Source organism: Nonomuraea sp. 10N515B, from assembly GCF_052245915.1.
Taxonomy (GTDB): domain Bacteria; phylum Actinomycetota; class Actinomycetes; order Streptosporangiales; family Streptosporangiaceae; genus Nonomuraea.
Genome location: NZ_JBQQBQ010000055.1, coordinates 21,979 through 38,936, shown reverse-complemented (window position 1 = coordinate 38,936; position 16,958 = coordinate 21,979). Strand labels below are relative to the sequence as shown.

The following is a 16,958-nucleotide window of genomic DNA, read 5'->3' as shown; positions in this document are numbered from 1 at the left end:
TTGATCACCCGGCGTTCGCTCTTCGCCGGGGGCGCGAGCCTGGGCCTTTCCGCCGCACTGGGCACCCCACCCGTGCGCGCGGCCGCCCGCCGTGCCCCTCTGTCCGACCCTTTCCAGCTCGGTGTCGCCTCGGGCGAGCCGACACCCGACGGCGTCGTCCTGTGGACGCGGCTCGCCATGGACCCGATCGCCCTCGACGGCCTCGGCGGCATGCCGAGCCGCCCGATCCCCGTCCAATGGGAGCTCGCCAAAGACGAAAATTTCCGGCATGTCATGCGCCGCGGCGCCGAAGTCGCCCGCCCCGACGCCGCCCACAGCGTGCACGTCGAGCTCGACGGTCTCGGCCCGGGCGCCGAGTACTTCTACCGTTTCAAGGCCGGGAACGAGCTCAGCCCGGTCGGCCGCACCCTCACCGCCCCCGCCCCCGGAACCCGCAGCCGGCCGCTGAACCTGTCGTTCACCTCGTGCGCCGACTACCAGGCCGGCTGGTTCACCCCGTACCGCCGGATGGCCGAGGACCAGCCCGACCTGATCGCCTTCCTCGGCGACTACATCTACGAGTACGGCGACTACAAGTACCCGGTCCGGGATCAGGCCGGCGGCGAGTGCCTCGACCTGGCCGGATACCGGGTGCGCCACGCCCAGCACAAAGCCGACCCCGAGTCGCAGCTGGCGCACGCCATCGCGCCGTGGGTCGTGGTGTGGGACGACCACGACATCGAGAACGCCTGGGCCGGCGACGTGCCCGAGCAGCCGGACCCGCCGTTCCTCAAGCGCCGGGCCGACGCCTTCCAGGCGTACTACGAGAACATGCCGCTGCGCCGCGCCCAGAAGCCCGACGGGGCGGCGCTCAAGCTCTACCGCAGCATCCGCTGGGGCGCGGTCGCCAACCTGCACCTGCTCGACACCCGCCAGTACCGCGACCTGTATGCCTGCACCGGCAGGAGCGGCACGGTCGGCCCCGACTGCCTGGACCGTTTCGCGCCCAACCGGACGTTGCTCGGCCGCGACCAGGAGGCCTGGCTGGACGGCGAGCTGAAAGGTTCGCGCGCCACTTGGGACCTGCTCGGCCAGCAGGTCTTCTTCATGGAGATGGATTGGGCCAACGGCCCCGGCAAGGGCTACTCGAACGAGGGCTGGGACGGCTACGTGGCCTCCCGCAACCGCCTGACCGCCGCCTTCGACGCCTACAAGCGGAATGCGGTCGTGCTGACCGGCGACGTGCACTCCCACTGGGCCGGCGAGATCAAACGCGACCATCAGGATCCGGAGTCGAAGTCCGTCGCCGTCGAACTGGTGACGACGTCGGTGACGAGCGCGGGCAACGGCCTGGACGAATACCCCAACACGCAGGTCCTGCTGGATGAGAACCCGCACGTGAAGTTCTTCAACGGCCGCCGCGGCTACGTCAGGACCAGGATCACCCAGCGGGAGATGAAGGTGGACTTCCGCTCGCTGTCGCGCATCACCGAGCCGTATGCCCCGGCCTACACCTCCGGCTCGTTCGTCATCGAGCCGGGCAACCCCCGACTCAACCCCGCCTGACAGGACTCCCATGCGTACGATCACGGCCGCCACCGCGGCGGCCCTCCTCGCCCTGCCCTTCGTCCCGTTATCCAGCGCCGCCGACGCCGTGTCCGGACCGCCGATGGGCTGGAGCAGCCGCTCGCTCGGCTGCTCGGTCTCCGACGCGTCGGTACGGCAAGCCGCCGACGCCCTCGCCCCGCTCGCCCCGCTCGGCTACCGGTACGTCATCATCGACGACTGCTGGCTCGCGCCCCAGCGGGCGGCCGGCGCCCTCGCCCCCGATCCCGCCCGTTTCCCCGGCGGCGTCACAGCGCTCGCCGGCTACGTGCATGGCAAGGGCCTGAAGCTCGGCCTCAGCCTGTCGGCCGGCACCAAGGCCTGCGCCGGCGGCGGCCCCGGCTCGTACAAGAGCGAGGCCGCCGACGCCGCCCAGGTCAAGGAGTGGGGCGTCGACTACGTCAAGTACGACTGGTGCAACATCCCCACGGGCGACTTCCCCGGCCAGAACGTCCAGCAGATCGGCCAGACCCTCTACCCGCGCATGCGCCAGGCCCTCGGCGGCGACGTCGTGTTCGCCATGAACAACGAGGACGGCAGCACCGTCCCGTGGCTCTGGGGCAAGGACGCGGGCGCCACCACCTGGCGCACGAACGTCTACAACCGGCCGATCGCCGACGCGTACGCCACCATGGTCGACATCTGGGAGTTCAACCAGCTCAGGGCCGAGTACGCGGGCCCCGGCAGCTGGGCAGACCCCGACCTCCTTCAGGCGGGGCGCGGCGGGATGACCAACACCGAATACCGCACCCAGGTCACGCTCTGGGCCATGGGCGCGGCCCCGCTCATCCTGCAGGCCGACCCGGCCAAGGCGCCGCCCGCGATCGTCGGCAACCCCAAGGTGATAGCCGTCGACCAGGACACGCTCGGCGCCCACGGCCGGCTCGTGAAGAGCGACGGCTGGTACCACGTGGTGTCCAAGCCCTTGGCCGGCGGTGACCGGGCGATCGCGCTGTTCAACGAGAGCGACCGCGCGGCCACGATCTCCACCCGGCTCGGCGCCTCCCGTTACCGGGTCGAGGAGTTGTGGACCGACCCAGCAAGCGGCGGAGTCACCTCGTCGGCGGGCGAGCTCGCGGCCCAGGTGCCCGCGCACGCGGCCCTGCTCTACCGGGTGAGCGAGAGCCGCGAGCAGGCGCCGCCGCTGGTGACGTTCGAGGCCGACCCGCCTGCCTTCCTCGGCGCGGACCGGCCGTCGGTGCTGGAGCCCGGCCGCACCGGCGAGATCGTCACCCGGGTCACGAACACCGGAGCCACCGCGCGGCTGCGCGACGTCGAGGTCACGGCCGCCGCACCGCCCGGATGGCAGGTCACCGCCCGCACACCGGCCAGGACGAGCCGGCTCGACGGCGGGGAGACGTTCACCGTGACGTGGGCGGTCACCCCGCCGGCCGACGCCGCGCTCCAGAACCACGACCTCACCTTCTCGATGGGCGGCCAGAGCGCGACCGCCGTCGTGACCGTCGCCAAGTCACCTGGGGCGGGGCGGACGTACCTGAGCGACCTGGCCTGGACCAGCGTCAAGAACTACTTCGGCCCGGTCGAGAAGGACACCAGCAACGGCGAGCGGGCGGCCGGCGACGGCCGGCCGATCACCATCGAGGGCGTCACGTACGCCAAGGGTCTCGGCACGCACTCGCCGGCCGAGATCGAGTACTACACCGGCGGGCGCTGCTCGGCGGTCGAGTTCCAGGCCGGGATCGACGACGAGGTCGGCGCGGCCGGCTCCGCCGGGTTCGAGGTGTGGGCCGACGGCGGGCGGGTGGCTTACTCGGGGCTGCTCACCGGCGCGATGCCCGCCCGCAAGGTGACCGCCTCCATCGAAGGTGCCCGATATATCCGGCTGGTCGCGACCAACGGCGGCGACAACGCCACCTCGGACCACGCCGACTTCGCCGACGCCACCGTCACGTGTCAGTAAGGAGTGTTGATGATCGTTCCCAAGCCGGTACAGCACGAGTCCAGGCCGGGCTCGTTCGTCCTCGACAGCCGGGCCACGCTCAACGCCGATCCGGCGCTCGCCGAGGTGGCGGCCTGGCTGCGGGGCGAACTCGGCCCTGTCACAGGTGGCGAGCTGCTGCCCGGTTCGGGGACGATCACACTCACGCTCGGTGACCTGCCGCCGGAGGCGTACCGGCTGACCGTCGGGCCACGGGTCGAGATCGTCGCGGGCGGGCCCGCCGGGGCGTTCTACGGAGCGCAGACGTTCCGGCAGCTGCTGCCACCCGCCGCCTTCAGGAAGGCCGCGACCGGCCCGTTCACCGTGCCCGGCACGTACGTCGAGGACGCGCCGCGCTTCCCGTGGCGCGGCTGCCTCCTCGACGTCGCCCGGCATTTCATGACCAAGCACGACGTGCTGCGCTTCATCGACCTGCTGGCGCTGCACAAGCTCAACGTGCTGCACCTGCACCTCACCGACGACCAGGGCTGGCGGATCGAGATCAAGCGTTACCCCCGGCTGACCGAGGTCGGGGCATGGCGCAGGGAGAGCCAGACCGGCTGGAACGGCGCCATGGACGGCCGCCCGCACGGCGGCTACTACACCCAGGACGACATCAGGGAGATCGTCGCCTACGCCGCGCGGCGGCACGTCACGGTCGTCCCCGAGATCGACCTGCCGGGGCACACGCAGGCCGCCATCGCCGCCTACCCGGAGCTGGGCAACCTCGGCACGCCGCTGGAAGTGCGCACCACCTGGGGCGTCGGCGTGAACGTGCTCAACGTCGACGACGCCACGATCGCGTTCTTCCAGAACGTGCTCGACGAGGTGCTGGAGCTCTTCCCGAGCCCGTACGTGATGCTCGGCGGCGACGAGTGCCGTAAGGACCAGTGGCGGGACAGCCCGGCCGCGCAGCGGCGCATGGCCGAGCTGGGGCTGCGGGACGAGGAGGAGCTGCAGAGCTGGTTCGTCCACCGGTTCGACGACTACCTGACCGCGCGCGGCCGCCGGCTGGTCGGCTGGGACGAGATCCTCGAGGGCGGCCTGGCGCCCGGCGCGGTGGTCGCCTCCTGGCGCGGCGAGCTCGGCGCGGTGGCCGCCGCGAGGAGCGGCCACGACGTGATCAACTGCTCCAACACGAGCCTCTACCTGGACTACCGGCAGGGGCCGGGGGAGGAGGAGCCGATCCCGTTCGGGACGGTGCTGACCCTGGAGGACGTCTACGCCTTCGAGCCCGTGCCCGAGGAGCTGCGCGGCGACCCCGCCGCCGAGCGCGTCCTCGGCGCCCAGTGCGGGATCTGGACCGAGCTGATCGACTCCAGCCGGCACGTCGACTACATGGCCTTCCCCCGGCTCGCCGCCTTCGCCGAGACCGTGTGGAGCCCCGCCGAACGGGATCTGGCCGGCTTCCGCGAGCGGCTGGCCGCGCATTTGCCCCGCCTGGAGGCGGCCGGCGTCGAGTACCGGCGCGCCGAGGGTCCGCTGCCCTGGCAGCGGCGGCCGGGCGTCCCGGGGCGGCCGGAGGACCCGGAACGGTGGCGGGCCAAGCTCGACGCCTGGACCAGCAACCTCCGCACGCTCTAAAGACGCACGGGGCCGCCGCTGCGCCAGTAGACGTTGTCCTCCCTGGACAGCAGCCCCTCGTCCACCAGATACCGCCGCAGCGCCGCGTAGTCGTCGTGGAAGGCCCGCAGCGCCACGTTCACGTCCTTCTCGGGGTAACGCATCCCGGGCTCGAACACCATGGCGATGTAGCGCAGCACGACGAGGCGCTTGTCACGCCGCATCGCCAGGGTCGTCAGCCGCCCGTCCACCAGGAACGTGCGCAACACCCGCTCCTCGGCGGTCAGCTCCTCGGCCGGCTCGGCCCGCGCCCGCAGCAGCTCCCTGAATCGCTCGGGCGCGGCCCGCCACTTGCCGCTCTCGTCGCACGCCGCCAGCCCGCCGGCGGCGAGTTTCCCGAGCGTCTTGGGGGAGAGCCCCTCGGCGTCGCCGAGCACCAAGGAGGCGAAGGCCCGCAACGTGTCGTCCTGGCAGAGCAGCCCAAGGACGCGCCTGATCTCTTCGTCGCTCACCCTTACCATTTTGTCCCATGATCACTGCACTCATCCTGGCGGCCGCGGTCGCCATCCCCAGCAATTTCCTCCTGTACGAGAAGGCCGCCGCGAAGAAGGACGACGACCCGGAGACCAGCTGGTCCGCCAGCAGCAAGAAGCCGGCCAGGTTAGTCGTCAACCCGTGCCAGAAGGGCGCGCTCGGCCAGAGCGGGCGCACGGCGGCCAGGACGCTGACCTACACGGCCGTGCCCGACTACGCCAAATCGGAGCAGGTGATCCTCTACGCGTCGGAGGTGGCCGCGGGCAAGGCCCTGCGGGACCTGGAGGCCGCCGTACGGGCCTGCGGCACCAAGGCCTACCGCTACTCCGCCACGAGCGTGAGCCTCGGCGACAAGGCGCTGAAGGTGATCGGCCAGGCCTACCAGGGCGCGAAGGCGGCCGTCGGCGGCGAGCGGGCCATCGTCGCCCGTCGCGCGAACGCCCTGATCGTTTACACGGTGTCCGGCGAGTGGGGCAAGCCCGCCGCGTCCGACTTCAACCAGCAGACGAAGGACGCCAAGCGCATGCTCGCCAAGGTGTGCGCCATCGCCGACTGCTGATCCCGGGGAAAATGTCTCGATCTTAGGACATTGCCATGACACGACGCCGACGTTAGGCGGAGGACCATGAATCGACAGGCGTGTGCCGGGGCGCCCTTGCCAGTCCGTTCCGGCACACGGCTTGTCACTCCTAGAGCCGGTTGAGCCCCTGCACGTGCAGGACGGCCCGGCCCTCCTCATCCGACGCGGCCAGGTCCACCTGGGCGTCGATGCCCCAGTCCCCATCGCCGGCCGGGTCCTTGATCGTCTGGCGTAGCTTCCAGAACCCGCTCTCCTCCTCGATCCGCAGCAGCGCGGGCCCGCGCGCGTCCGCATCGGTGAAGATCTCCTCGTGGTCGGCGTAGTAGGCGTCCAGCGCCGCGCTCCAGTCCACGTCCGGAGCGAGCTCCTCCAGCTCCTCCTCCTTCTCCAGGGCACACAGCTCGACCAGCCGGAACATGGCGTTGCGCACCAGCACGCGGAAGGCTCGCGGGTTGGCCGTGACCGGGCGCACCTTGGCCTCGAGCTGCTCCTGCTGCTCCAGCGCCTCGGCCGGGTTGGTCAGCTTCTCCCACTCGTCGATCAGCGACGAGTCGACCTGCCGCACCAGCTCGCCCAGCCACTCGATCAGGTCGACCAGGTCGTCGGTCTTGAGGTGCTCGGGCACCGTGCGCGACAGCGTCCGGTAGGCGTCGGCCAGATAACGCAGCACCGTGCCCTCGGAGCGGGCCAGCTCGTAGAACTGGATGTATTCGCCGAACGTCATCGCCCGCTCGTACATGTCGCGGATCACCGACTTCGGGCTGACGGTGTAGTCGCCGACCCACGGGTGGCCGCGCCGGTAGGTCTCGTAGGCGCCGAGCAGCAGGTCCTCCAGCGGCATCGGGTACATGACCTCCGCCAGCTGCTCCATCCGCTCCTCGTACTCGATGCCGTCGGCCTTCATCTGCGCGACCGCCTCGCCCCTGGCCTTCTTCAGCTGGGCCGACAGGATCTGGCGCGGGTCGTCGAGGATGGACTCCACGATCGAGACCATGTCGAGCGCGTACGACGGCGACTCGCGATCCAGCAGGTCGAAGGCCGCCAGCGCGAACGTCGACAGCGCCTGGTTGAGCGCGAAGTCCTCCTGCAAATCGATCGTCAGCCGGGCCCTGCGGCCCTGCTCGTCGGGCTCGCGGAACTGCTCGACGATGCCGCCGGCCAGCAGCGACCGGTAGATGGCGATGGCCTGGCTGATGTGCCGCCGCTGCCACTTGCGGTCCTCGTGGTTGTCGGTCAGCAGATGCTTCATCGCCTGGAAGCAATCGCCCGGCCGGTTGATGACCGCCAGCAACATCGCATTGGTGACCTTGAAACGCGAGGAGAGCGGCTCGGGCTCGGCCTCCTGCAACTTCTGGAACGTGTCCTCGCTCCACCCGACGAAACCCTCCGGCGGCTTCTTGCGGGCGTAGCCGCGCCGCCGCTTCGGATCGTCGCCGATCTTGGCGAGGGCCTTGGCGTTCTCGATGTCGTGCTCGGGGGCCTGGCAGGCCACATAGCCGATCGTGTCGAAGCCGGCCCGGCCGGCCCTTCCGGCGATCTGGTGGAACTCGCGGGCGCGCAGCCGGCGCACCTTGTTGCCGTCGTATTTGGACAGCGCCGTGAACAACACCGTCCTGATCGGCACGTTGACGCCGACACCCAGCGTGTCGGTGCCGCAGATGACCTTCAGCAGGCCCGCCTGCGCCAGCCGCTCCACCAGGCGGCGGTATTTCGGCAACATGCCGGCGTGGTGCACGCCGATGCCGTGGCGGACCAGCCGCGACAGCGCCCGCCCGAACCTGGTCGTGAAGCGGAAGCCGCCGATCATCGTGGCGATCGCCTCTTTCTCGGCCTTCGTCGCCATGTTGATCGACATCAGCGCCTGGGCCCGCTCCATGGCGGCGGCCTGGGTGAAGTGCACGACGTAGACCGGCGCCTGCCCGGTCTTGAGCATCTCCTCCAGCGTCTCGTGCAGCGGGGTCATCCGGTAGGAGTAGACCAGCGGCACAGGCCGCTCGGCGTGCTTGACCACCGACGTCGCCCGGCCGGTGCGCCGGGTCAGGTCCCGCTCGAACATCGCCATGTCGCCGAGCGTCGCCGACATGAGGATGAACTGCACGTTCGGCAGCTCCAGCAGCGGCACCTGCCAGGCCCAGCCGCGGTCGGGCTCGGCGTAGAAGTGGAACTCGTCCATCACGACCTGGCCGATGTCGGCGGCGGCGCCGTCGCGCAGCGCCACGTTGGCCAGGATCTCGGCGGTGCAGCAGATGATCGGCGCGCCCGGGTTGACGCTGGCGTCACCGGTCATCATGCCGACGTTCTCCGTGCCGAAGATCGCGCACAGGTCGAAGAACTTCTCCGACACCAGCGCCTTGATCGGCGCGGTGTAGAACGTGCGCTGGTCGCGCGTCAGCGCCGCGAAGTGGGCGCCCGCGGCGACCAGCGACTTGCCCGACCCCGTCGGCGTGGCCAGGATCAGGTTGCTGCCGGAGACGACCTCGATGAGCGCCTCCTCCTGGGCCGGATAGAGCGTGAGCCCGCGCTCGGCGTTCCACGCGACGAACGCGTCGAAAATGGCGTCGGGCTCGGCATCGATCTCTTCGGGGAGGCGGTCAACGAGTAGGGTCACGCTCTCTATCCTGCCGAAGTTTCCTCGGTGGTCGAACCCATCTCCTTACACTCCGGCCCGCGGGGCCGTCATGAGAAGCCCGCCGAGCACGGCCAGCACGGCCAGGAACGGGCCGCCGCCGGGCGCGAAACCGCCGACGGTCAGCATCAGCACCCCGCCGCCGGCCAGCGCCGCCGCCGCGAGCGTGCCGCCCCACCCACTCATGCCGTACGGCAGCGCGGGCGGCGTCTCGAACCTGGCGAACACCTTCGTCAGCGGCCACATGACCAGGCACAACAGCCCGAACCAGAGCGGCCACCCGGCCCACCAGAACGCGCTGCCCGGCGCCGGCGTGTCGATCCCCAGCAACACCACGATCACGCCGGTCACCGCGAACAGGGCCGGCATGTGCCACAGGTACATCGTCATGATGCGCGGTCCCGCCCAGGCCAGCAGCCGGCGCGTGCGTAGCCGTACCAGCCACGGCCGCAGCAGCACGGCGAGGCCGACCTGCCCGGCGCCCACGGCCAGCATGGCCAGCGTGGGCGGCGCCATGTTCGACACCTCGGCCCCCGGCAGCCCGATCATGCTGCCCGGGTACGGCCCGTACGCCACCAGCAGCGCCGCCGCCCCGAACCCGCCCGCGGCCAGCGCCCACGCATGGCGCAGCCGCCCGTCGGCGTAGAAGAAGCCCAGCTGGTGCACGGCCAGCCACACGAACACCACGTTCATGAAGCCCACAGCCTCGAACCCGGCCGAGAACCGTGCCACGTCCGTCACGACCGCCCCGGCCGCCAGCACCGCGGGCACCCGCCAGCCGTGCCGCTCGTGCAGGCGCAGCGCGTACGGCGTGGCCACGACGGCGATCAGGTAGACGGCGAGGAACCACAACAGCTGGCCGGTCAGCCGCGCCCCCACCTCCAGCGGCTGCTCGGGCACCCCCAAGGTCAGCAGCACGTGGGGGAGCGGAATCCACACGGCCGCCAGCGGCAGCAGCGGCCAGACCAGCCGCCGCAACCGCGCCGACACCCACAGCGGAGCGCCCGCGGCCGAGCGGCCGAAGCTGATCGCGTTGGCCGCGCCACCCGCGAAGAACACCAGCGGCATCACCTGGCTGAGCCAGGTCACCACCCACACGCCCGGGGTCGCCAGCGCGTTCCCCGTGGTCAGCCGGACACCGTCATAGGACAACACGGGAATCGTCCAGTGCTGGAACACGATGAGCGCCATGCCCAGCACGCGCAGCAGATCGATGAACGGGTCCCGCGTCGCGGCCGGCTTGGCGCGCGGTTCCGCGGCTACGGCTACGGGGCGGTCCAGCAGGACGGTCATGGGGAGCCTCGATTCGGGAGGGGATGGCTCAAGGCTCTCGCCGGAGAGGCCGCGGCACAGTGACGCAAGCTGCCGTCTCGCAGGCGGATCACACCACCGGGCGGGGTAGGGCCAGCACCACCCCCGCACACCGGTCCGCCTTCTCGTCACGTGCCAGGCGAAGCCCTACCGTGAAGGTCATGCGCTCCCTGACAAGGCGTGTCCTCCTCGACACCCGCTACACGCTGGTCGGCTTTCCCACGGCCGTCATCGGATTCGTCCTCATGATCGCCGGCTTCTCGGCCGGCGTGGGCACCGCGGTCGTGTGGATCGGCGTGCCGCTGCTGGCCGGCACGCTGATGGTCGCCCGCGGCTTCGCGGACGCGGAGCGCGGCTGGCTGTCCGACGTGCTCAAGCGGCCCCCCGTCCGGCCGCGCTACAAGCCCGCCCCGCCCGGCGCGGGCCGCTTCCGCCGGCTGATCAACCCGCTGACGAGCGGCCAGTCCTGGCTCGACCTGCTGCACGGCATCCTGAACTTCCCGTTCGCGATCCTGTCGTTCGTGCTCACGGTCGTGTTCTGGGCGATCCCTCTGGCCGGGCTGACGTGGCCGCTGTACGGGTTCATCACCATGCGGATCCCCGGCAACACCGAGCTGCCCGAACTGCTCGGTCTCGGCGACGGCTACGTCGTCAACTCGGTCTTCTACCTCTCCATCGGCCTGGTCTCCACGCTGCTCATGCCGGTCATGGTGCGCGGGGCCGCGCTGATCAGGGCCGGGCTCGGGCGGGCACTGCTGACCGGGGTGGCCGAGCTGCAGGAGCGCATCGACGACCTGGCCGAGGGCCGCGCCGCCGCCGTGTCCGCCGAGGCCAACGCGCTGCGCAAGCTGGAGCGCGACATCCACGACGGGCCGCAGCAGCGGCTGGTGTCGCTGGCCATGGAGCTGTCCAGGGCGCAGCGGCAGCTGGCCAAGGACCCCGAGGCCGCGCAGGCCACGATCAAGTCGGCGATCAGCGCCACCCGCGAGACGCTCGACGAGCTGCGGGCGCTCTCCCGCGGCATCGCCCCGCCCATCCTGTCCGACCGCGGGCTCGCGCCCGCGCTCGCCGCCCTGGCCGGGCGGTGCACCGTACCCGTCGATCTGGACGTGCAGACCGTCGAGCGCTACCAGGCCGCGGTCGAGAACGCCATCTACTTCGTCTGCGCCGAGACCCTCACCAACGTGGCCAAACACAGCCGCGCGACCATGTGCACCGTGCGGCTGCAGCGCCTGGGCGACGTGCTCATGCTCACGATCGGGGATGATGGGGTCGGCGGCGCGCACGTCGCCAAGGGACATGGTCTCGCCGGGCTGGCCGACCGGCTCCGCGCCGTCGACGGGGAGCTGACCGTGCAGTCGCCGGACGGCGGGCCGACGTTGATCGTGGCGGAGGTGCCGTGCGGGTAGTCGTGGCCGATGACGCAGTCCTGATCAGGGAGGGCCTGGTCAGGCTCCTGGAGGAGTTCGGCTGCGAGGTGGTCGCGACCGTCGGGGACGGCGACGGCCTCGTCGCGGCGATCGCCGAGCACAAGCCCGACGTGTCGGTGGTCGACGTGCGGATGCCGCCGTCGTTCACCGACGAGGGGCTCAAGGCGGCGGTCGAGGCGCGGCGCAGGGTGCCGGGCGCGCCTGTGCTGATCCTGTCGCAGTACGTCGAGGTCTCCTATGCCGACGACCTGCTCGCCGACGCCCGCGGCGCGGTGGGCTACCTGCTGAAGGATCGGGTCGTGGACGTCGAGGAGTTCCTGGAGGGCCTGCGGCGGGTGGCCGCGGGCGGGACCGTGTTCGACCCGCAGGTGGTGTCCCAGTTGATGGTGCGCAGGCGCAAGGACGACCCGTTGGCGCAGCTGACGCCGCGCGAGCGCGAGGTGCTGGGGCTGATGGCCGAGGGGAAGTCCAATCCGGCCATCGGGCGGCAACTCGTGATCAGTGACGGAGCCGTCGAGAAGCACATCAGGAGCATCTTCAACAAGCTCGGTCTCTACGCGGAGGACGGAGACCAGCATCGCCGGGTTCTGGCCGTCCTGACCTACCTGCGTTCCTGAGAGGGTGGTCCCTCGGCTCGGCCCGCCGGACGAGCGGGGCGGCTCGCCGCTCTCCGGCCCCTCCTTGCCTGGTGCCGAGGGGTCGCCGGCCGGTCCGCGCGACGCTGCGCGCGGACCTGGCCGCCCGGGGATTAGCCGAGCGCCTCGACCAGCTTCTTGCGCTGCTGGGCGCCCAGGCCGCCGAGGCGGCGCTTCTCGTCGACGCCCGCCTCCTCCATCAGCGCGGTGGCCTTGGCCGGGCCGACGCCCTTGACCGCGCGCAGCGCCTGAGACACCTTGATCTTCTTCGCGATGTCGTCGTCGCGCTCCAGCAGCTGCGAGAACGTCATCTCGCCGGCCTTGACCTTCGCCAGCAGCGCCGTGCGGGCGGCGCGGGCCTCGGCGGCCTTGGCCAGCGCCGCTTGCCGCTGCTCGGGGGTGAGAGTGGGAAGTGCCATCTCTGTTCTCTCCTCGGGGAGTTTACGATCGGGATTCTGTTACCCGTGGTGCAGTGGCTAATCATGGCGGATACCAGCGGTGTGTGTTGCGGAAAGCGCTCGCTCACCGTGTCCGCCACACCACCGCGGCCGCTTCGGCGCACACCACGTCCTGCGCGACCGAGCCTCCGCTGACTCCTACGCCGCCGACCACACGTTCTCCCTCACCGTAGTCCGCCCACAGCGGGATGCCACCTCCTACGGCGACAAATCGCTCGCGCGGCAGGCCTGCCAGCTCCCCTCCGCGGGTGAGGTGCCGGGCCACGTCGGCGGTGTCCCTGCGCAGGGCCACCGAGGTGTACGCCTTGCCCGCCGCGAGCGCCGGTCCCGAGATCTCCGCACCGTCCATACGCTGGAAAGACACCAGATTTCCGCCCTCGTCCACGACCGCGACGGAGATCGACGCGCCCTCCCTGATCGCCTGCCTCAGGGCGGCCTCGGTCATGCGGAGCGCGAGCTCAAGATTCACGCGTTTCGTCCCTCGGTCATGATTGTTTCGCGCATCGGACCCTTCCATGGGTACAGGCCCGCCCCACGCCCCGGCAAGATCGCTCAGCGAGGGGGTGACCGGGTGTGTTATGGCGGGCTTTCCCCTGGCAACGTGGAATTCATCACATTTCGCCCGTCGGGCGTGTCGCGGCCCTGGTCAGGGTGGCTTGCGCGCCACCGGTCGAGGCCTTCCGGGGTGAGGAACGCGTCGAAGACCGACTCCATGGCGCCCAGCAGCGATCCGCGCCAGCCCAGGGCCGAGCCCTCGATGTGCGGCGGGTGATCGCGGCGGATCGCCATGAGGCCGGGCTCGCAGGCCGCCATGAGGGCGTCCCCGGCCCGCTCGTACAGCTCGACGCCGTGGCCCGACAGCGTGACCGCCTCGGGGTCGTGGGCGTTGACGAGGGCGGCGATGCCGCGGCCCAGGGCGCGGGCGTTCGCGGCCACCGCCTCGCCGCTCGTGGCCAGCACGTGCTCGGCCTGCTCGCGGCCCCGGCCGCCGCCGTGGGCCAGGCCGACGTGGCGCAGCAGGGCGTTCGCGCCGACGTCCATGCCCCAGCAGCCGATCGCACCGCACATGCAGAGGCGGTCGCCGCCGGTGAGCGGCATATGCCCGAACTCGGCGCCGGCGCCGCTCGCGCCGCCCAAGGGCCGGCCGTCCACGACCAGCACACCGCCGAGGTCGAAGTCCACGTGCAGGTGCAGCCCCGTCCGCACGCCCTGCAGCCGCCCGCGCCGCGCCTCGGCCACCGCCGCGAACGCGGTGTCGTTACCCACGACCACCGGCACCACCGCGCCCGCTCGGCCTGCGGTGTCCGCTCGGCCTGCGGTGTCCGCTCGGCCTGCGGCGGCAGCCGCGCCTTTCGCCGCGCCGCCGGGCCGGTCCTGCGCTGCGGCGGCGGGCGGGGCCAGGCCGAGCAGGTGCGGGACGTCGACCGAGCGCCAGCTCAGGTGGGCGATGTCCACCAGGCCGCCGTGGCGGACCGGGCCCGCGAGCGCCACCCCGACCCCGATCACCCGGTGCCCGAGCCGCTCGCGCTCGGCGTCGATGGCCGCGCCCAAGTGCCCGAGCGTGTTCTCCGGCGTGCCGTCGTGCGGGCGCACGGCCAGGACCGTCACGCGCCCGCCCAGCTCGCAGGCCGCCAGCTCCCACGCGTCCTCACGCACGTCGGCGGCCAGCGCGATCGGGCCGCGGGGATGCGGTCCCGGCACCTGCGTCGGCCGGCCCCGCGCATGCTCATGGGCAGGCTCCTCGTGCAGCAGTTCGTCCTCCACCAGACCCGCCACCAGCACGGAGGCGGTGCCGCGGGCCAGCCGCAGGTCGCGGGTCAGCTGTGACCTCGTGCGGGTGGCGCCGCAGTCGTGCACGGCACGCAGCAGCCTGACGCGGTTGTGCGCGCGGAGTTCGCCGCTGGTCGTAGCTCCATTCACAAAACACAGTTTATGCTCTAGCCGTGAACAAAAGCCTCATTGATGCCAGACGTGCCCGTGTCGGAGTGTTCGGGTTCTTCTTCCTTGCCGGGTTGGTGATGGGCCTGTGGGCGGCCGGGTTGCCGTCGCTGAACGACCGGCTCGACCTCGGCCCCGCCCGGCTCGGCAGCGTCCTGCTGCTGATCTCGGGCGGGGCGCTGGTGTCGATGCTGGTGGCCGGTCCGGTGGTGGACCGGTGGTCGAGCCGGCGCGTGTGCTGGATCGCCGGGCCCTTCTCCGGCCTCGTGCTGCTCGGGCCCGCGCTCGCGTCCTCGTACGGGGCCCTGGCGGCGCTCGCGGTCGTGTTCGGGATCGGGCTGGGGGTGACCGAGGTCGCCATGAACGCCCATTCCGTCGAGGTCGAGCGCCGTTACGGCCGGCCGATCATCTCCGCCTTCCACGGGACGTGGAGCCTGGGCGGGGCCGCCGGGGGCGCGCTGACCTCACTGATCCTGCGGGCCGAAGTGGATGCTCAGGTGTTGTTGGTCGTGGCGGCAGTGGTGGTGCCGTTCCTGTACCTCCCCGCGGCGCGGCTGCTGCTCCCCGACGCGCCGGAGCACACCTCGCCCGAGTCCGGCGCCCCGCAGGAGGGCTCCTCGCTGCGGTGGGGGCTGATCGCGCTGCTCGGGCTGGCGGCCTTCGCCGGGCATCTGAGTGAAGGGGCGGCCATCGACTGGGCGGCGCTGCACGCTCGGTGGGTGCTGGATACCGATCCGGCGGCGGCGCCACTGGCGTACACGATCTTCTCGGTGGCCATGACGACCGTACGGCTGCTGGGGGACCCGATCAGGGCCCGGCTCGGGTCCGTGCGCACCATCCAGCTGGCCGGGCTGTTCGCCACCGTCGGGTACGTGCTCGTCCTGCTCGCGCCGCTGGCCGGGGAGACGCTGCGGGTGGCGTGCGCGTGGACCGGGTGGGCGCTGGCCGGGGTGGGGTTGGCCACCGTGGTGCCGGTGTTGTTCAGCGCGGTGGGCGCGGCCGGCGGCCGGGTCGGGCGTGCCCTGGCCATGGTGACGGCCTTCGGTTACTCGGGACTGCTGCTGGGGCCCGCCGTGCTGGGGTACGTCGCCGAGGCGTCGTCGCTGCCGGTCGCCCTCATCATCCCCGCGGTGCTGGCCGCCGTGGTGACACTCGCCGGCATGCCCGCCATCCGCTCCCTGCTCCGCCACTCGACACCGGCCGCTCAAGATCGACCGCAGGTCGCGGGGCAGAACGTGACCTCGGGGTAGCGCGGTGACGGCTTGTCCAGGAGGGGCTGCCGCTGCGACTTCAGGTGCTGGTCGAGGAAGGCCGCCACGTAGGTGCGGGTGAGCTCGGCGGCGCGCGCCGCGGCCAGAACGCCGTAGGGGGGCTTGATGCCGCGGGCGCCCCCCACCACCGGGCCGTCGGTGAAGGACTGGTGTTCCGCGCCCGCCAGCACGATCCACCGCTTCCACCCGGTCAGCAGCTTCCAGTCGCGGTCCCACGTGGAGTCGCGGCCTCCGGGGACGTGTTGCGGTGAACCTAGGAACATGAACGGCCGGGAGAACCCGCTCTTGGGGATCCGGGCGTAGGTGGTGCCGTCCATGTCGATCCCGGCCCGCACCCGGGAGTCCTTCACCATGGCCGCCACCGTGCTGGCCCCGCCGATCGACTGGCCCACCATCGCGATCCTGGAGCGGTCGATCCGGTCGGAACCGTCCCACTTCGTCCTCAGCTGGTCGAGCACGAAGGAGACGTCGGCCGCCCGGCCCTGGACCACCCCCGTGCCGAAGCCCGGGTCGGTGTCGCTGTCGCAGGCGATGCACTCCGCGACCCGGCCGTCGGCCAGGGTCGTGGCGTAGCTCTCGTAGGTATGGTCGATCCCGGCCACGACGTACCCGCGGCTGGCCAGATCCTCGGCCAGGGACGTGAGCGTGCTCATCGGATTGGTGAAGCCGGGGGAGAGCACCACCAGCGGAAGCTTCCGCCCCGTGGGTTCGGCGTCTTTGATGGCGTTCGTGCGTGTCCTGCTCAGCGTGTCGTCCGGGACGCCCGTGACCCGATAGCGCCTCATGGCGAGCTGCGATTCCTTCGGTGTCATGTACGGCGCACGCTCCCCGTCCCGCTGCTTGGCCGGATACCACAGGGTGACCTTGAGCTCCCTGGCGTCGACGTCGAGATTCCACGGATCGGGGCGAGAGGTGTCCTTCAGATACAGGGCGGTGGTGCCGACCGGATGGGCGCCGGTGGGGGCGGGCAGGGTCGCGGGGCCGGCCGGCGTGGGCGACGGGGCGGCGGACCGGGGCGGCGTGGGCGCTGAGCAGGCGGACGCGGCGAGGACGGCCAGTCCCGCGGCGACTGCCAGGAGGTGTCTCATC

General features: G+C 71.4%; 14 protein-coding genes. 7 read left to right on the top strand and 7 right to left on the bottom strand.

The genetic code is table 11. The features are described from left to right. Genes ACTWQA_RS46190 through ACTWQA_RS46180 form a run of 3 tightly spaced genes read left to right on the top strand, consistent with a single transcriptional unit; the run spans position 1 to position 5,107 of the window. Positions 1-1,545 carry an alkaline phosphatase D family protein gene (locus ACTWQA_RS46190; protein WP_443165212.1) on the top strand — a complete coding sequence of 515 codons (1,545 nt, stop codon included), beginning with the start codon at positions 1-3 and terminating at the stop codon, positions 1,543-1,545. Between the two features lie 10 nt (positions 1,546-1,555). After that, positions 1,556-3,505 carry an NPCBM/NEW2 domain-containing protein gene (locus ACTWQA_RS46185; RefSeq protein ID WP_443165211.1) on the top strand — a complete coding sequence of 650 codons (1,950 nt, stop codon included), beginning with the start codon at positions 1,556-1,558 and terminating at the stop codon, positions 3,503-3,505. Between the two features lie 9 nt (positions 3,506-3,514). Further along, on the top strand, positions 3,515-5,107 hold the full coding sequence (locus ACTWQA_RS46180) for a beta-N-acetylhexosaminidase (protein ID WP_443165210.1): 1,593 nt from the start codon (positions 3,515-3,517) through the stop codon (positions 5,105-5,107). Here the strand turns inward: ACTWQA_RS46180 and ACTWQA_RS46175 are convergent. Then, positions 5,104-5,607: a DUF2087 domain-containing protein gene (locus tag ACTWQA_RS46175; protein WP_443165209.1), complete on the bottom strand. Its 504-nt coding sequence runs from the start codon at positions 5,605-5,607 to the stop codon at positions 5,104-5,106. The two genes, ACTWQA_RS46180 and ACTWQA_RS46175, sit on opposite strands and share 4 nt — an antisense overlap. Positions 5,608-5,615: 8 nt before the next feature. Between ACTWQA_RS46175 and ACTWQA_RS46170 the strand changes: the two genes are divergently transcribed. Further along, positions 5,616-6,179, top strand: a complete 564-nt coding sequence (locus ACTWQA_RS46170; protein ID WP_443165208.1) for a hypothetical protein — start codon at positions 5,616-5,618, stop codon at positions 6,177-6,179. A gap of 130 nt (positions 6,180-6,309) precedes the next feature. On the opposite strand, the gene ACTWQA_RS46165 is transcribed toward ACTWQA_RS46170, so the two are convergent. Together ACTWQA_RS46165 and ACTWQA_RS46160 are read right to left on the bottom strand one after the other, a co-directional pair. Next, positions 6,310-8,817 carry a DEAD/DEAH box helicase gene (locus tag ACTWQA_RS46165; protein WP_443165232.1) on the bottom strand — a complete coding sequence of 836 codons (2,508 nt, stop codon included), beginning with the start codon at positions 8,815-8,817 and terminating at the stop codon, positions 6,310-6,312. Between the two features lie 36 nt (positions 8,818-8,853). Next, positions 8,854-10,119 (bottom strand): acyltransferase family protein, encoded by a 1,266-nt coding sequence (locus ACTWQA_RS46160; protein WP_443165207.1) that lies wholly within the window; start codon positions 10,117-10,119, stop codon positions 8,854-8,856. 179 nt (positions 10,120-10,298) lie between these two features. On the opposite strand from ACTWQA_RS46160, the gene ACTWQA_RS46155 reads away from it, so the two are divergent. Continuing rightward, positions 10,299-11,546, top strand: coding sequence for a sensor histidine kinase (locus ACTWQA_RS46155; RefSeq protein WP_443165206.1), 1,248 nt, complete (start codon positions 10,299-10,301; stop codon positions 11,544-11,546). Next, on the top strand, positions 11,537-12,184 hold the full coding sequence (locus tag ACTWQA_RS46150; protein ID WP_327580585.1) for a response regulator transcription factor: 648 nt from the start codon (positions 11,537-11,539) through the stop codon (positions 12,182-12,184). Before ACTWQA_RS46155 ends, ACTWQA_RS46150 begins: the two co-directional genes overlap by 10 nt. 131 nt (positions 12,185-12,315) lie before the next feature. Here the strand turns inward: ACTWQA_RS46150 and mihF are convergent, their stop codons facing one another. From mihF to ACTWQA_RS46135, 3 genes are all read right to left on the bottom strand, one after another. Next, on the bottom strand, positions 12,316-12,621 hold the full coding sequence (mihF, locus tag ACTWQA_RS46145) for an integration host factor, actinobacterial type (RefSeq protein ID WP_127934572.1): 306 nt from the start codon (positions 12,619-12,621) through the stop codon (positions 12,316-12,318). 103 nt (positions 12,622-12,724) lie between these two features. Continuing rightward, on the bottom strand, positions 12,725-13,129 hold the full coding sequence (locus ACTWQA_RS46140) for a GlcG/HbpS family heme-binding protein (protein WP_443165205.1): 405 nt from the start codon (positions 13,127-13,129) through the stop codon (positions 12,725-12,727). Positions 13,130-13,236: 107 nt separating this feature from the next. Further along, the gene (locus ACTWQA_RS46135) at positions 13,237-14,580 is read right to left on the bottom strand and encodes an ROK family protein (protein ID WP_443165204.1); all 1,344 of its coding nucleotides are present in this window, start codon (positions 14,578-14,580) and stop codon (positions 13,237-13,239) included. 23 nt (positions 14,581-14,603) lie between these two features. On the opposite strand from ACTWQA_RS46135, the gene ACTWQA_RS46130 reads away from it, so the two are divergent. Further along, positions 14,604-15,848 (top strand): MFS transporter, encoded by a 1,245-nt coding sequence (locus tag ACTWQA_RS46130; RefSeq protein WP_443165203.1) that lies wholly within the window; start codon positions 14,604-14,606, stop codon positions 15,846-15,848. On the opposite strand, the gene ACTWQA_RS46125 is transcribed toward ACTWQA_RS46130, so the two are convergent. Beyond that, positions 15,803-16,957, bottom strand: coding sequence for an alpha/beta hydrolase family protein (locus tag ACTWQA_RS46125; RefSeq protein WP_443165202.1), 1,155 nt, complete (start codon positions 16,955-16,957; stop codon positions 15,803-15,805). The two genes, ACTWQA_RS46130 and ACTWQA_RS46125, sit on opposite strands and share 46 nt — an antisense overlap. Position 16,958: the final 1 nt, after the last annotated feature.

What these genes read in the sequence shown, in the direction of transcription:
- mihF (WP_127934572.1), bottom strand. Translation starts at nt 12,621, where the DNA reads ATGGCACTTCCCACTCTCACCCCCGAGCAGCGGCAAGCGGCGCTGGCC.
- ACTWQA_RS46175 (WP_443165209.1), bottom strand. Translation starts at nt 5,607, where the DNA reads ATGGTAAGGGTGAGCGACGAAGAGATCAGGCGCGTCCTTGGGCTGCTC.
- ACTWQA_RS46155 (WP_443165206.1), top strand. Translation starts at nt 10,299, where the DNA reads ATGCGCTCCCTGACAAGGCGTGTCCTCCTCGACACCCGCTACACGCTG.
- ACTWQA_RS46170 (WP_443165208.1), top strand. Translation starts at nt 5,616, where the DNA reads ATGATCACTGCACTCATCCTGGCGGCCGCGGTCGCCATCCCCAGCAAT.
- ACTWQA_RS46125 (WP_443165202.1), bottom strand. Translation starts at nt 16,957, where the DNA reads ATGAGACACCTCCTGGCAGTCGCCGCGGGACTGGCCGTCCTCGCCGCG.
- ACTWQA_RS46185 (WP_443165211.1), top strand. Translation starts at nt 1,556, where the DNA reads ATGCGTACGATCACGGCCGCCACCGCGGCGGCCCTCCTCGCCCTGCCC.
- ACTWQA_RS46160 (WP_443165207.1), bottom strand. Translation starts at nt 10,119, where the DNA reads ATGACCGTCCTGCTGGACCGCCCCGTAGCCGTAGCCGCGGAACCGCGC.
- ACTWQA_RS46180 (WP_443165210.1), top strand. Translation starts at nt 3,515, where the DNA reads ATGATCGTTCCCAAGCCGGTACAGCACGAGTCCAGGCCGGGCTCGTTC.